Consider the following 12,755-nt stretch of genomic DNA (forward strand, 5'->3'; position numbering starts at 1 on the left):
GTAGACGGCTACGCTGGCGATCCCGGCGTCCCGACACGCCCGGGCAACGCGGACAGCGATTTCGCCACGGTTGGCGATGAGCACCTTGCGCACGATGGCTCCCTCCTTGAAAACAAGCTGAGTTTAGGGAAGCCGTACACCGGCGCACGACCCGTCCCCCGTGGTGAGGTTGCCCACACGGAGTGTGACGCGCGGCTCGCTCATGTCGCGAAATCCCTTGTCGCACCACGGTACGCCGGGTCCCTGCCCGGCACATTAGCCTTCCGGTGTGGTCAAGGTCTCTGTCCCGAAGGCCAGGGGGCGCCTCACATTCTTTGTGGAGTCCCTACGAATGGCCGAATGATTCTTTGCCGTCACGAGATCGTGGTCCCCCTCGGCGTGCAGGACCCTTGCCCAGGGGTTTACCCATGAGTAGCGTTCGGTTGGCAGACGTACTACCGGTAACAGGGGCTGGGTGTCAGCAGGGGGGTGGTGCGCCGTGGCGCGCAGAGCGGTGGCCGTGGTGGCCGCGATCGTTCTTCTGGGCGAGGCCGTCGGCTTCGTGCTGGTGAACTGGTTCCTCGGCCGGGTCGTGCACCAGCAGAACATGTCGCTGGGCGGGATCGACTCGGGCACCATGTCGACCGCTACGTACGTCATGGGCGCGGTCTTCGGCCTCTATCTGGCCGTGTGCGGCGCCATCCTGCTGTTCACCGGCGTACGCGACCGCGCGCCCGGCCGGTTCGGCCGGATCCTGCTCATCACCTGCGCGGTGGTGCACGGCGTGCTGGGGGCGCTGACGGTCGGGCTGATGGGCTGGCCCGCGTTCGCCTTCATGATGCTGGTGCTGGCCCTGGTCGTCCTCGCCCTGCTGATGTACGCCGCGCCCCCGCTGCCGGCCGAGCCGCAGGACGGGCAGCCCGTCGAGGCCCCGCCGGGCAACGGGACCCCGCCGGAGCCGGCCGCCGCCTGAGCGCCGGTCAGCGGTCCGCCCACAGGTCCGTGATCGCGATGTCCAGCTCCGCCAGCAGCGTGCGCAGCAGCGGCAGGGAGAGGCCGATGACGTTGCCGGGGTCGCCGTCGATGCCGTTCACGAACGGGGCCGAGCGGCCGTCCAGGGTGAACGCGCCCGCCACGTGAAGGGGTTCGCCGCTCGCCACGTACGCGGCGACCTCCGCGTCGCTGGGCTCGCCGAAGCGGACCGTGGTGGACGCGGTGGCCGAGGCGCGGCGGCCGGTCGCCGTGTCGATCACGCAGTGGCCCGTGCGCAGCACCCCGGAGCGCCCGCGCATGGACTTCCAGCGGGCCGTGGCCTCCTCGGCGTCGGCGGGCTTGCCCAGTGCCTCGCCGTCCAGCTCCAGCACCGAGTCGCAGCCGATGAGCAAAGCCCCGGCGGCCTCCGGGCGGGCGGCCACCGCGTCGGCCTTGGCCTCGGCCAGGACCAGGGCGAGCTCGCCGGGGGTGGGGGCGGTGAGGGCGTCCTCGTCGACCCCGCTGACGATGACCTCCGGCGCGAGACCGGCCTGGCGCAGCAGACCGAGCCGGGCGGGGGAGGCGGAGGCGAGGACGAGGCGGCGTGCGGGGGCAGTCATACGGTCATCGTAGACAGCGCTCAGCGGATGCTGACGACGAACATCGCCAGCACCATGAGCAGGGCGAGGACGAGGCCCGCGCGGCGCATCTTCGCCTGCGCCTCGCGCAGTTCCTCGGGCGGCTCGTTCTTCGGGTCGGACCACAGCATGCTTTCGATACTGCGGCGGGAAACGGCCGGGCGCCTGAGTACGGGTACTCAACGCGGGCCGCCTCCGTACGTACGGAGGCGGCCCGCCTCGGCGAGGGCCTAGGCCGGCCAGTAGGTGCGCGCCCAGGAGCGCGGGCCCGGACGCGGCACCGGGTGGCGGGCGATGCGCGCCGGGTCGGACCAGTCCTCGGGGGGCAGCGGCGCACCGGACGGCGCGGAAGCCGTCGCCGCGGCGCGCGCGCGGACCACCGCCAGTGCGGCGGCCAGCTCCTCCGGGGTGGGATTGCCCCGTACGACCTTGATCATGACCGCTCCTTGGGGCCTAGAGGGGGATGTTGCCGTGCTTCTTGGGAGGAAGGCTTTCCCGCTTCGTCCGCAGCTGACGCAGCCCCCGTACGACGTGGGCACGGGTTTCGGACGGCATGATCACGGCGTCCACGTAGCCGCGCTCGGCCGCGATGTACGGGTTGAGCAGCGTGTCCTCGTACTCCGAGATCAGCTGCGCGCGGGTCGCCTCCTGATCGTCGGCGGCGGCGATCGTGCGCCGGTGCAGGATGTTCACCGCGCCCTGCGCGCCCATCACCGCGATCTGCGCGGTCGGCCAGGCCACGTTGAGGTCGGCGCCCAGGTGCTTGGAGCCCATGACGTCGTACGCGCCGCCGAACGCCTTGCGGGTGATGACCGTGATCAGCGGGACGGTCGCCTCGGCGTACGCGTAGATCAGCTTGGCGCCGCGCCGGATGATGCCGCCGTACTCCTGGTCCACGCCCGGCAGGAAGCCCGGCACGTCCACGAAGGTGATCACCGGGACGTTGAAGGCGTCGCAGGTCCGCACGAAACGCGCGGCCTTCTCCGAGGCGTTGATGTCCAGACAGCCCGCGAACTGCATCGGCTGGTTGGCGACGATGCCGACCGGGTAGCCCTCCACGCGCCCGAACCCGGTGATGATGTTCGGCGCGAACAGCGCCTGCGTCTCCAGGAACTCGCCGTCGTCCAGGACGTGCTCGATGGCCGTGTGCATGTCGTACGGCTGGTTCGCGGAGTCCGGGATGAGCGTGTCCAGCTCCCGGTCGGAGTCGGAGACCTCCAGGTCGGCCTCCTCGGGGAAGGCCGGGGCCTCGCTCAGGTTGTTCGAAGGCAGGTACGAGAGCAGCGACTTGACGTACTCGATCGCGTCCTTCTCGTCGCCCGCCATGTGGTGCGCCACGCCCGAGGTGGTGTTGTGGGTGCGCGCGCCGCCCAGCTCCTCGAAGCCGACGTCCTCGCCGGTGACCGTCTTGATGACGTCCGGTCCCGTGATGAACATGTGCGAGGTCTGGTCGACCATCACCGTGAAGTCCGTGATGGCGGGCGAGTAGACCGCGCCGCCCGCGCAGGGGCCGACGATCAGCGAGATCTGCGGGATGACACCCGAGGCGTGCACATTGCGGCGGAAGATCTCGGCGAACAGGCCGAGCGCGACCACGCCCTCCTGGATGCGGGCGCCGCCGCCGTCGTTGATGCCGATGACCGGGCAGCCGGTCTTCAGCGCGAAGTCCATGACCTTGACGATCTTCTCGCCGTAGACCTCGCCGAGCGAGCCGCCGAAGATGGTGAAGTCCTGGGAGTAGACGCAGACCGGGCGCCCGTCGACCGTGCCGTACCCGGTGACGACACCGTCTCCGTACGGACGGTTCTTCTCGATGCCGAAGTTGGTCGAGCGGTGCCGGGCGAACTCGTCGAGCTCGACGAAGGACCCCTCGTCGAGGAGCAGGTCGACCCGCTCGCGCGCGGTCAACTTGCCCTTGGCGTGCTGCTTTTCCACCGCGCGCTCGGATCCGGCGTGCGTCGCCTCCCCGATGCGGCGCCGCAGATCCGCGAGCTTGCCCGCGGTCGTGTGGATGTCGGTCACTTCTTGCTGCTCCGGCTCGGACATCGGGACGCGGCTCCCTGCCTGGTCACGGGTTTTCGGCTGGCTACTGACTCGTAGGGTAGTGGCGCGCCTACCGTTCGGCAGTGCGTCGTTTGCCACACCGGGGTGCGCTTGCGCCCGCGCGCCTAACCTGGGCCGTATGACGCCCCAGGACGCATCCGAAAGCCGCTGGTCCGACCTCGACCGGCCCCCTCTCAACGCCTCCGCGCTGCGCCACGCCCTGGTGCGGCCCGGTGCCCTGTGGACCTCCCTGGAGGTGGTCGGGGCGACCGGCTCGACCAACTCCGACCTGACCGCCCGGGCCGACGAGCTGCCCGAGGGCGCGGTCCTGATCGCCGAGGAGCAGACCGCCGGGCGCGGCCGGCTGGACCGCAGCTGGTCGGCGCCGCCCCGCTCGGGCCTGTTCTTCTCCGTGCTGCTGCGGCCCGGCGCGGGCGTCCCGGTGGAGCGCTGGGGCTGGCTGCCGCTGCTCACCGGGGTGGCGGTGGCCACCGGTCTGTCCCGCGCCGCCGGGGTGGACACCGCGCTGAAGTGGCCCAACGACCTCCTGGTCACGGTCGGCGGCGAGGAGCGCAAGGCGGGCGGGATCCTGGCCGAGCGGGCGGGCCGGGACGCGGTGGTGGTCGGCATCGGCCTCAACGTCACCCTGCGCGCCGACGAACTCCCGGTGCCCGCCGCCGGTTCGCTGGCGCTGGCGGACGCGGTCTCCACCGACCGCGAGACGCTGCTGCGCGCCGTGCTGCGCTCCCTGGAGCAGTGGTACGTGGACTGGCGCGAGGCGGGCGGCGACCCGGCCGCCTCCCGCCTCCAGGAGACGTACGCGGCGGGCTGCGCCACCCTCGGCCGGACCGTGCGCGCCGAGCTCCCGGGCGACCGCGCCCTGACCGGCGAGGCGGTCGCGGTCGACGGCGACGGGCGTCTGGTGCTGGCCACCGAGGAGGGCGTGCGCGAGCCGGTGGCGGCGGGCGACATCGTCCACCTGCGCCCGGCGGCGGGCTGAGCGCGTGCGCGCCGGGCCCGCCCCGCGCGCGCTCCCTCGCCCCCCTGCACCGCCTCGGGGACAAAGGCAACGGGTGCGAGGACGTGAGCTACGGCACACCTGCCGTATCGTGGAGCCCGATCCAGCGACAGATCGGCAGGGAATGCGCAGGGAACGGGCAGGAGGCGGCTGGTGACCGTCGACGACACGCAGTCCGGCGAGGGTGACGGCCCCCACTCGGAGCCGGCGCCCTCCGCCTACCCGACCCCGCACCACGTCGTGGACCACACCGCCGAGCCCACCGCCGATCCGCTCGCCATCCGTCTGGAGCAGCTGATCCTGGGCGCGGACCGGCGGTACACGCCGTTCCAGGCCGCCCGGACCGCCGGTGTCTCCATGGAGCTGGCCTCCCGGTTCTGGCGGGCCATGGGCTTCGCCGACATCGGGCAGGCCAAGGCGCTCACCGAGGCCGACGTGCTGGCGCTGCGCCGACTGGCCGGTCTGGTCGAGGCGGGGCTGCTCAGCGAGCCCATGGCGGTCCAGGTGGCCCGCTCCACCGGGCAGACCACCGCCCGGCTGGCCGAATGGCAGATCGATTCCTTCCTGGAGGGCCTGACCGAGCCGCCCGAGCCCGGCATGACCCGCACGGAGGTCACGTATCCGCTGGTCGAGCTGCTCCTGCCGGAGCTGGAGGAGTTCCTCGTCTATGTGTGGCGGCGCCAGCTGGCCGCCGCCACCGGGCGCGTGGTGCAGGCCGCCGACGACGAGGAGATGGTCGACCGGCGCCTGGCCGTCGGCTTCGCCGACCTCGTCGGCTTCACCCGGCTGACCCGCCGCCTGGAGGAGGAGGAGCTCGGCGAGCTCGTCGAGGCCTTCGAGACGACCGCCGCCGACCTGGTCGCCGCGCACGGCGGCCGGCTCATCAAGACGCTGGGCGACGAGGTCCTGTTCGCGGCCGACGACGCCGGGACGGCCGCGGAGATATCGCTCCGGCTGATCGAGACCATGGGCCACGACGAGACGATGCCGGCGCTGCGCGTGGGCATCGCCTTCGGCACGGTCACCACCCGGATGGGCGATGTGTTCGGTACGACCGTGAACCTGGCCAGCAGGCTCACCTCGATAGCGCCCAAGGACTCGGTGCTGGTCGACGGCGCCTTCGCGGAGGAGCTGGCGCGTACGGGCGACGCGCCGGTCTCCGAGACGCAGGCGGCGGAGGAGGCCGCGCGGGCGGAGAAGGAGGGCGAGGAGCCCCCCAAGTACCGCTTCGCGCTCCAGCCCATGTGGCAGCGACCGGTGCGCGGGCTCGGCGTGGTCGAGCCGTGGATGCTGCACCGCCGGGGCGCGTAGCCGCCCCTTACGGGGCGCGCGCCCGGCTGCCTAAGATCCCGACGTAACGTTCGTTAACGTCGGTCGGGAGGGTCTCATGGGCACGGATGAGCAGCGGTACGGGGAGTTCGTCGGCGTCAGGCGGCACGAATACGTCGCCGAGCTGGTCCTCGACCGGCCCAAGGCGATGAACGCGGTGTCCACCGAGATGGCCCGCTCGATCGCCGCCGCCTGCGACGCGCTCGCGGCCGACCCCTCCGTCCGCGTGACCGTGCTGACCTCCACGCACGAGCGGGCCTTCTGCGTGGGCGCCGACCTCAAGGAGCGCAACTCCCTCACCGACGCCGAGCTGGTGCGCCAGCGCCCCACCGCGCGCGCCTGCTACACCGGCGTCCTGGAGCTGCCCATGCCGACGGTGGCCGCCGTGCACGGCTTCGCGCTCGGCGGCGGGTTCGAGCTGGCGCTCGCCTGCGACCTGATCGTGGCGGACGCGACGGCCGTCGTCGGCCTGCCGGAGGTCTCGGTCGGCGTCATCCCCGGCGGCGGCGGTACGCAGCTGCTGCCCCGGCGCGTGGGCGCGGCCCGGGCCGCCGAACTGGTCTTCACCGCACGGCGGGTGGAGGCCGCCGAGGCCCGCGAGCTGAACCTCGTCGACCTGCTGGTGGACGCGGGCGAGGACCGTACGCGGGCGCTGGAGCTGGCGGGGCGGATCGCGGCGAACTCGCCGGTCGGGCTGCGGGCCGCCAAGCGCGCGATGCGCCTGGGCCACGGGCTGGACCTGCGGGCCGGGCTGGAGGTCGAGGACGCGGCGTGGCGGTCCGTGGCGTTCTCCGGGGACCGGGCGGAGGGCGTCGCGGCGTTCAACGAGAAGCGGAAGCCGCAGTGGCCCGGGGAGTGAGGAGTGCGCCGTCCCGGGTAACCGTGCATGACCGACCTTGATCGAATGTGATCGATCTGGCCCAGCCTAACCGATCAAACCGGGGCAAACCTCCCTAAGCTGGAGGGATGCGCGGTGAGGGTGAGGGTGTGGGCGGGACCGAGGACGCACGGCTGCGGGCGGTGGTGTCGCTGGCGCAGGCCATGGCGGCGGCCCACACCCCGCGCGAGTCCTGGCAGGCGGCGGCTCTCGGCGCGCGGGACGCCCTCGGCGGGAGCTTCGCCGCGCTCTCCACCTGGGAGCGGGAGCTGGGGCGGCTGCGGGTGCTGGTGAACGCGGGCGAACGGGCCGCGGGGGAGGAGGAGTTCCCCGAGGACGAGACGTATCCGGTCCACCAGTTCCCCGAGATCACCGAGTTCCTGCACGAGCGGTGGGCGGGCGGGGGCGAGCCCAACGCGTGGGTGGAGACGGCCGCCGGGCCCGCCGACTCGGCGGGCTACTGCCACGAGCGCGTCACCGCCCTGCGCCGGCGCGGGCGCGGCTGCTGCGTGGTCGCGCCGATCGTGCTGCACGGGCGCGCCTGGGGCGAGCTGTACGTGGCCCGGCCGGTGGGCGCTCCCGTCTTCGACGCCTCCGACGCGGACTTCGCCACCGTGCTGGCGTCCGTCGCGGCCGCCGGGATCGCCCAGACCGAACGCCTGGAGGAGGTCCGCCGCCTCGCCTTCACCGACCCGCTGACCGGCCTGGCCAACCGGCGGGCGGTGGACGTACGTCTCGACGAGGCGATCGAGGCGCACCGGCGGGACGGGTCGGTGGTGAGCCTGGTGGTGTGCGACCTGAACGGGCTGAAGCGGGTCAACGACACACGGGGGCACGCGGTGGGGGACCGGCTGCTGGAACGCTTCGGCTCGGTGCTCTCGCTGTGCGGCGCGATACTGCCGGGCGCGCTCGCCGCGCGGCTCGGGGGCGACGAGTTCTGCCTCCTCTCGACCGGGCCGCAGGCGGACGAGGTGGTCGAGGTGGCGTCCGAACTGTGCCTGCGGGCCGGGGAGTTGGAGCTGGGGGACGGGGTGGCGTGCGGGGTCGCGTCCACGGGCGACCCCATCGGCCAGGTCCGCTCGGCCCGCCGCCTGTTCCGCCTGGCCGACGCGGCGCAGTACCGGGCGAAGGCGGCCCGTTCGACGACGCCGGTGGTGGCGGGGCGGGACGGGGCGGTGGTGCAGCTCGCGGATTCGGCGGGGCCGGAGCGGGGGGAGCGCCGCCGCTTCCGCGGCCGCGGCACGCCCTGACCCCCGGGGCCGCACCCCCGGGGCCCCCGCACCCTGCGGGCGGCCCCTGACCCCCTTTCTGTCTGCGGCCCGGCGGGGGTCGCCCGCGCAGTTCCCCGCGCCCCTTGAAGGGGCCTGCGGCCCCCCGGGTCTCGTGTTCGTCTGCGGGCCGGCGGGGGCTGGCCGCGCAGTTCCCCGCGCCCCTTGAAGGGGCCTGCGGCCCCCCGGGTCTCGTGTTCGTCTGCGGGCCGGTGCGGGCTGGTCGCGCAGTTCCCCGCGCCCCTTAAGGGCCTGCGGCCCCCGGGGGCGCCGGACAGGCCGAGCACACTGCCGCCGGAGCCCCGAACTACCCAGGGGCGCGGGGAACTGCGCGAGCAACCCATCACGCACCCGCAGTCGAACCTGGGCCGGGGCGCGAGCGGCCCCCGCTTACCCGCAGGGCGAGCCCCGGACCCCTAGGGGCGCGGGGAACTGCGCGAGCAACCCATCACGCACCCGCAGTCGAACCTGGGCCGGGGCGCGAGCGGCCCCCGCTTACCCGCAGGGGCAGTCGAACCTGGGCCGGGAGGGGGCGCGAGCGGCCCCCGCTTACCCGCAGGGCGAGCCCCGGACCCTTGAGGGGCGCGGGGAACTGCGCGAGCAACCGTCCACGCACCCGCAGACGAACCCCGGGCCCCACCCCTCCCCCCTAGTGACACGCGCCGATTCAATCCGTACGCTGCTGAATATGGATATGCACACTGTCGTGGTGGGGACGTCCGGGACGACCCCGGAGGACGTCGTCGCCGTCGCTCGTCGCAACGCCAGGGTCGAGCTCTCGGCCGACGCCCTCGACGCCCTCGCCCGAGCCCGCGGGATCGTCGACGCCCTGGCCGCCAAGCCGGAGCCCGTCTACGGCGTCTCCACCGGGTTCGGCGCCCTCGCCACCCGGCACATCAGCCCCGACCTGCGCGCCCAGCTCCAGCGCAACATCGTGCGCTCGCACGCCGCCGGCATGGGCCCGCGCGTGGAGCGCGAGGTCGTGCGCGCGCTGATGTTCCTGCGGCTCAAGACCGTCGCCTCCGGTCACACCGGCGTACGCCCGTCCGTCGCGCAGACCATGGCGGACATCCTGAACGCCGGGATCACCCCCGTCGTCCACGAGTACGGCTCGCTCGGCTGCTCCGGCGACCTCGCGCCGCTCTCGCACTGTGCCATGACCCTGATGGGCGAGGGCGACGCGGAGGGCCCCGACGGCGTCGTCCGGCCCGCCGGCGAGCTGCTCGCCGAGGCCGGCATCGAGCCCGTCGAGCTGCGCGAGAAGGAGGGCCTGGCCCTCCTCAACGGCACCGACGGCATGCTCGGCATGCTGGTCATGGCCCTCGCGGACCTCAAGAAGCTCTACACCTCCGCCGACATCACCGCCGCGCTCTCCCTGGAGGCGCTGCTCGGCACCGCCAAGGTCCTCGCCCCCGAGCTGCACGCGATCCGCCCGCACCCGGGCCAGGGCGCCTCCGCCGCCAACATGCTGGCCGTGCTGAAGGGTTCCGGTCTGACCGGGCACTTCCAGGAGGACGAGGCCCCGCGCGTCCAGGACGCGTACTCGGTGCGCTGCGCCCCGCAGGTCGCCGGCGCCGGCCGCGACACCATCACGTACGCCCTCACCGTCGCCGAGCGCGAGCTCGCCTCGGCCGTCGACAACCCGGTCGTCCTGCCGGACGGCCGCGTGGAGTCCAACGGCAACTTCCACGGCGCCCCCGTCGCCTACGTCCTGGACTTCCTGGCGATCGCCGCCGCCGACCTCGGCTCCATCGCCGAGCGCCGCACCGACCGCCTGCTCGACAAGAACCGCTCGCACGGCCTGCCGCCGTTCCTCGCGGACGACGCCGGTGTCGACTCCGGTCTGATGATCGCCCAGTACACCCAGGCCGCCCTGGTCAGCGAGATGAAGCGGCTGGCCGTCCCGGCCTCGGCCGACTCCATCCCGTCCTCCGCCATGCAGGAGGACCACGTCTCCATGGGCTGGTCGGCCGCCCGCAAGCTGCGCACCGCGATCGACAACCTGACCCGGATCATCGCCGTCGAGCTGTACGCGGCGACCCGGGGCATCGAGCTGCGCCACGGCCTCACCCCCGCGCCCGCCTCCCGGGCCGCCATCCGCGCCGCCCGGGAAGCGGGAGTCGGCGGCCCCGGCCCGGACCGCTTCCTCGCCCCCGACCTGGCCGCCGCCGACGCGTTCGTACGCGGCGGGCACCTGGTCGCGGCGGTGGAGACGGTCACCGGCCCGCTGGCCTGACCGCCGCGCGGTACACGTGAAGGGGCGCCCGGGAACTTCCCGGGCGCCCCTTCACGTACGCGTACTTCCGTTCCGGCAGATCCCGTGCGGCGGCGGGAATTCAGTACTGCTGGCGCGCCCTGCGCACCGAGAAGACGACGAACCCGGCCCCCAGGCCGAGGAAGGCCGTGCCGCCGAAGAGGTACGGGGACGTGTCCACCGAACCCGTGTCGGCGAGGGCGGGACCCGTCTGCGTGCCCGGTGCGGCGCCCGCCGCGGCCCTTGGCGCGGCGGAGGGCGCGGCGGCCGCCGGACGGGCCGGGGCCGACTGTGGCTTCTCGTCCGTGGCGTTGGCAGACGGGACGAACCACAGAGCGCAGAGCAGCGAGCCCGCCGCGGTGGCGGTGAGCAGAGGCCGGCGAGCGACGGACACCTAGTCGATCCCCCTTGTGGATACGGCGAATTGGTGGTGTACGCCGATGCTAGTGAAAGCAGCGGGTCGCAGGAAAGTCGCGGAGGTCGCGAGGCCTACGCTCCGACGCATGACGACTGAAGAGACACCACGCTATGTCCGTCTCCGGGTGGATTTGGTACTGGAGATCGATGACGCGGAGGCGCTGACCGGCGCGGCCCTGGAGCGCATCGCGGCGGACGAGCTCCTTCCGGATCAGGAACGCGCGCATGCCCGGTCCGCCGTACGGGAAGACGAGGCGGAGGCCCTGGCGTATCTGGTCGATCCCTTCGACCTGGTCGCCCAGGTGCCGGGGGTCGAACTCGCGCAGGCCTCCTGGAGCAGCGAGGAGATCGCGTACGACCCCGACGACGAGGACTGGGACCTCGACGAGGAAGATGAGGGCGACGAAGAGGACGAAGCGGGCGACGAAGAGGACGAAGCGGGCGGGGGCGACGGTCCGCGGCTGTGACGTCCGAGGGCGCCCCGGGCCGGCCGGTTGTCCGGCCCGGGTGGCGTTTCCCACACCTCCCCCGGAAGGGGAACCACAGCTTCAGTGACTATGTTGTTCAGTCGATGGCCTGGGGGACCGGCAACGATGGAGAAGCGTGTGATAACGGAGAGTAAGCGGCGCAAGGGTCTTGTGGCCGCGTCCGCGGTGCTCGGCGGTGTACTGCTGCTGTCGGCCTGCAACGACGACGGCAAGGACGGGGGCAGCGCCGACGCCTCGAAGTCGTCGCAGTCCCAGGTCGACAAGGCGGCCGAGAAGGACACCTCCGACGCGAAGATCACCATCACGCCCAAGAACGGCGCCGACAACGTCGGCATCAACAACGACACCAAGGTGTCGGTGGTCGACGGCAAGCTGACCTCGGTGGTCATGACGTCCGCCGAGGGAACGCCGGTCGCGGGGAAGATATCCGCGGACGGGCTGAGCTGGACGCCGGACAAGCAGCTCAAGCGCTCCGCCAAGTACAAGATCTCGGCGACCGCCGAGGACGCCAAGGGCCGTCAGGCGCACGAGAACACCGCGTTCGCGACCGTCTCGCCCGCCAACAGCTTCATCGGCAACTTCACGCCCGAGTCCGGCTCCACGGTCGGCGTGGGCATGCCGGTGTCGGTGACCTTCGACAAGGCCGTCACCAACAAGAAGGACGTCCAGTCCCACATCTCGGTGACCTCCAGCAGCGGCCAGGAGGTCGTCGGGCACTGGTTCGGCGCCCAGCGCCTGGACTTCCGCCCGCAGGACTACTGGAAGTCCGGCTCGACGGTGACCATGAAGCTCGACCTCGACGGCGTCGAGGCCAAGCCGGGCGTCACCGGCGTCCAGGAGAAGACGGTCACCTTCAAGGTCGGCCGCAACCAGGTCTCCACCGTCGACGCCAAGACCCACCAGATGACCGTCACCCAGGACGGCAGGACCGTCAAGACGATCCCGATCTCGGCGGGCGCGCCCGACCACAAGACGTACAACGGCACCATGGTGATCTCCGAGAAGTTCAAGGAGACCCGGATGAACGGCGCCACCGTCGGCTTCACGGACGGCGACGGCAAGGGCGAGTACGACATCAAGGACGTCCCGCACGCCATGCGCCTGTCGGCCTCGGGCACGTTCATCCACGGCAACTACTGGGGCGCCAAGTCCATCTTCGGCAGCGCCAACACCAGCCACGGCTGTGTCGGCCTGTCCGACACCAAGGGCGCCGGCGACCCGAACACCGCGGCCGCCTGGTTCTACGAGCACTCCATCGTCGGTGACGTGGTCGTCGTCAAGAACACCGGCGACAAGACCATCACGCCCGACAACGGCTTCAGCGACTGGAACATGAGCTGGTCGGCGTGGAAGGCCGGCTCGGCGGTCTGATCCATACGACCGTACGGCCCCGTACGTTCGTCAGTACCACGCACACGGCCGTACGACCTGTACAGCAGCGGCGACGGCCGCGCCCGGTGTCCCCGGGCGCG

Annotated in this window: 14 protein-coding genes; 8 read left to right on the forward strand and 6 right to left on the reverse strand. The window is 72.5% G+C overall.

Annotated features, from left to right (window positions below; all coding sequences use genetic code 11):
- Positions 1 to 93: biotin carboxylase N-terminal domain-containing protein (locus AC069K_RS30835; protein ID WP_280842533.1), on the reverse strand; the 93-nt coding region annotated here is incomplete at its 3' end.
- Between the two features lie 385 nt (positions 94 to 478).
- Here AC069K_RS30835 and AC069K_RS30840 point away from each other — a divergent pair.
- Positions 479 to 952: a hypothetical protein gene (locus tag AC069K_RS30840; protein WP_365111650.1), complete on the forward strand. Its 474-nt coding sequence runs from the start codon at positions 479 to 481 to the stop codon at positions 950 to 952.
- Positions 953 to 959: 7 nt separating this feature from the next.
- Here the strand turns inward: AC069K_RS30840 and AC069K_RS30845 are convergent, their stop codons facing one another.
- From AC069K_RS30845 to AC069K_RS30860, 4 genes are all read right to left on the reverse strand, one after another.
- Positions 960 to 1,571, reverse strand: coding sequence for a nucleoside triphosphate pyrophosphatase (locus AC069K_RS30845; RefSeq protein WP_358837858.1), 612 nt, complete (start codon positions 1,569 to 1,571; stop codon positions 960 to 962).
- Between the two features lie 20 nt (positions 1,572 to 1,591).
- Positions 1,592 to 1,720: a morphogenic membrane protein MmpB gene (gene mmpB / locus AC069K_RS30850; protein WP_358837859.1), complete on the reverse strand. Its 129-nt coding sequence runs from the start codon at positions 1,718 to 1,720 to the stop codon at positions 1,592 to 1,594.
- Positions 1,721 to 1,819: 99 nt separating this feature from the next.
- Positions 1,820 to 2,026 (reverse strand): acyl-CoA carboxylase epsilon subunit, encoded by a 207-nt coding sequence (locus AC069K_RS30855; RefSeq protein ID WP_358836262.1) that lies wholly within the window; start codon positions 2,024 to 2,026, stop codon positions 1,820 to 1,822.
- Positions 2,027 to 2,042: 16 nt separating this feature from the next.
- Positions 2,043 to 3,635, reverse strand: coding sequence for an acyl-CoA carboxylase subunit beta (locus AC069K_RS30860; protein ID WP_358836261.1), 1,593 nt, complete (start codon positions 3,633 to 3,635; stop codon positions 2,043 to 2,045).
- Positions 3,636 to 3,771: 136 nt separating this feature from the next.
- Here AC069K_RS30860 and AC069K_RS30865 point away from each other — a divergent pair, with 136 nt between their 5' ends.
- The 5 genes from AC069K_RS30865 to hutH all read left to right on the forward strand — a co-directional run bounded on the left by AC069K_RS30865 (position 3,772) and on the right by hutH (position 10,360).
- Positions 3,772 to 4,632 carry a biotin--[acetyl-CoA-carboxylase] ligase gene (locus AC069K_RS30865; protein ID WP_358836260.1) on the forward strand — a complete coding sequence of 287 codons (861 nt, stop codon included), beginning with the start codon at positions 3,772 to 3,774 and terminating at the stop codon, positions 4,630 to 4,632.
- Positions 4,633 to 4,803: 171 nt separating this feature from the next.
- The gene (locus tag AC069K_RS30870) at positions 4,804 to 5,961 is read left to right on the forward strand and encodes an adenylate/guanylate cyclase domain-containing protein (protein ID WP_358836259.1); all 1,158 of its coding nucleotides are present in this window, start codon (positions 4,804 to 4,806) and stop codon (positions 5,959 to 5,961) included.
- A 76-nt stretch (positions 5,962 to 6,037) separates the two neighbouring features.
- Positions 6,038 to 6,838, forward strand: a complete 801-nt coding sequence (locus AC069K_RS30875) for an enoyl-CoA hydratase/isomerase family protein (RefSeq protein WP_365111646.1) — start codon at positions 6,038 to 6,040, stop codon at positions 6,836 to 6,838.
- 107 nt (positions 6,839 to 6,945) lie between these two features.
- Positions 6,946 to 8,106, forward strand: a complete 1,161-nt coding sequence (locus AC069K_RS30880; protein WP_478621816.1) for a GGDEF domain-containing protein — start codon at positions 6,946 to 6,948, stop codon at positions 8,104 to 8,106.
- A gap of 712 nt (positions 8,107 to 8,818) precedes the next feature.
- Complete coding sequence (gene hutH / locus AC069K_RS30885; RefSeq protein WP_478621950.1) at positions 8,819 to 10,360, forward strand: histidine ammonia-lyase; 1,542 nt, start codon at positions 8,819 to 8,821, stop codon at positions 10,358 to 10,360.
- A 100-nt stretch (positions 10,361 to 10,460) separates the two neighbouring features.
- On the opposite strand, the gene AC069K_RS30890 is transcribed toward hutH, so the two are convergent.
- Entirely contained in the window at positions 10,461 to 10,772 is a 312-nt protein-coding gene (locus AC069K_RS30890; RefSeq protein ID WP_478621818.1) for a hypothetical protein, read from the reverse strand.
- A gap of 109 nt (positions 10,773 to 10,881) precedes the next feature.
- On the opposite strand from AC069K_RS30890, the gene AC069K_RS30895 reads away from it, so the two are divergent.
- On the forward strand, positions 10,882 to 11,262 hold the full coding sequence (locus AC069K_RS30895) for a hypothetical protein (RefSeq protein ID WP_478621820.1): 381 nt from the start codon (positions 10,882 to 10,884) through the stop codon (positions 11,260 to 11,262).
- Positions 11,263 to 11,388: 126 nt separating this feature from the next.
- Positions 11,389 to 12,654 (forward strand): L,D-transpeptidase, encoded by a 1,266-nt coding sequence (locus tag AC069K_RS30900; protein WP_365111638.1) that lies wholly within the window; start codon positions 11,389 to 11,391, stop codon positions 12,652 to 12,654.
- Positions 12,655 to 12,755: the final 101 nt, after the last annotated feature.

The organism is Streptomyces sp. NPDC043908 (assembly GCF_056435525.1).

Bases quoted from the DNA above. Each gene is read 5' to 3' on its own strand.
- AC069K_RS30845 (WP_358837858.1), bottom strand. From the start codon at position 1,571: ATGACTGCCCCCGCACGCCGCCTCGTCCTCGCCTCCGCCTCCCCCGCC.
- mmpB (WP_358837859.1), bottom strand. From the start codon at position 1,720: ATGCTGTGGTCCGACCCGAAGAACGAGCCGCCCGAGGAACTGCGCGAG.
- AC069K_RS30855 (WP_358836262.1), bottom strand. From the start codon at position 2,026: ATGATCAAGGTCGTACGGGGCAATCCCACCCCGGAGGAGCTGGCCGCC.
- AC069K_RS30860 (WP_358836261.1), bottom strand. From the start codon at position 3,635: ATGTCCGAGCCGGAGCAGCAAGAAGTGACCGACATCCACACGACCGCG.
- AC069K_RS30865 (WP_358836260.1), top strand. From the start codon at position 3,772: ATGACGCCCCAGGACGCATCCGAAAGCCGCTGGTCCGACCTCGACCGG.
- AC069K_RS30875 (WP_365111646.1), top strand. From the start codon at position 6,038: ATGGGCACGGATGAGCAGCGGTACGGGGAGTTCGTCGGCGTCAGGCGG.
- AC069K_RS30880 (WP_478621816.1), top strand. From the start codon at position 6,946: ATGCGCGGTGAGGGTGAGGGTGTGGGCGGGACCGAGGACGCACGGCTG.
- hutH (WP_478621950.1), top strand. From the start codon at position 8,819: ATGCACACTGTCGTGGTGGGGACGTCCGGGACGACCCCGGAGGACGTC.
- AC069K_RS30895 (WP_478621820.1), top strand. From the start codon at position 10,882: ATGACGACTGAAGAGACACCACGCTATGTCCGTCTCCGGGTGGATTTG.
- AC069K_RS30900 (WP_365111638.1), top strand. From the start codon at position 11,389: ATGGAGAAGCGTGTGATAACGGAGAGTAAGCGGCGCAAGGGTCTTGTG.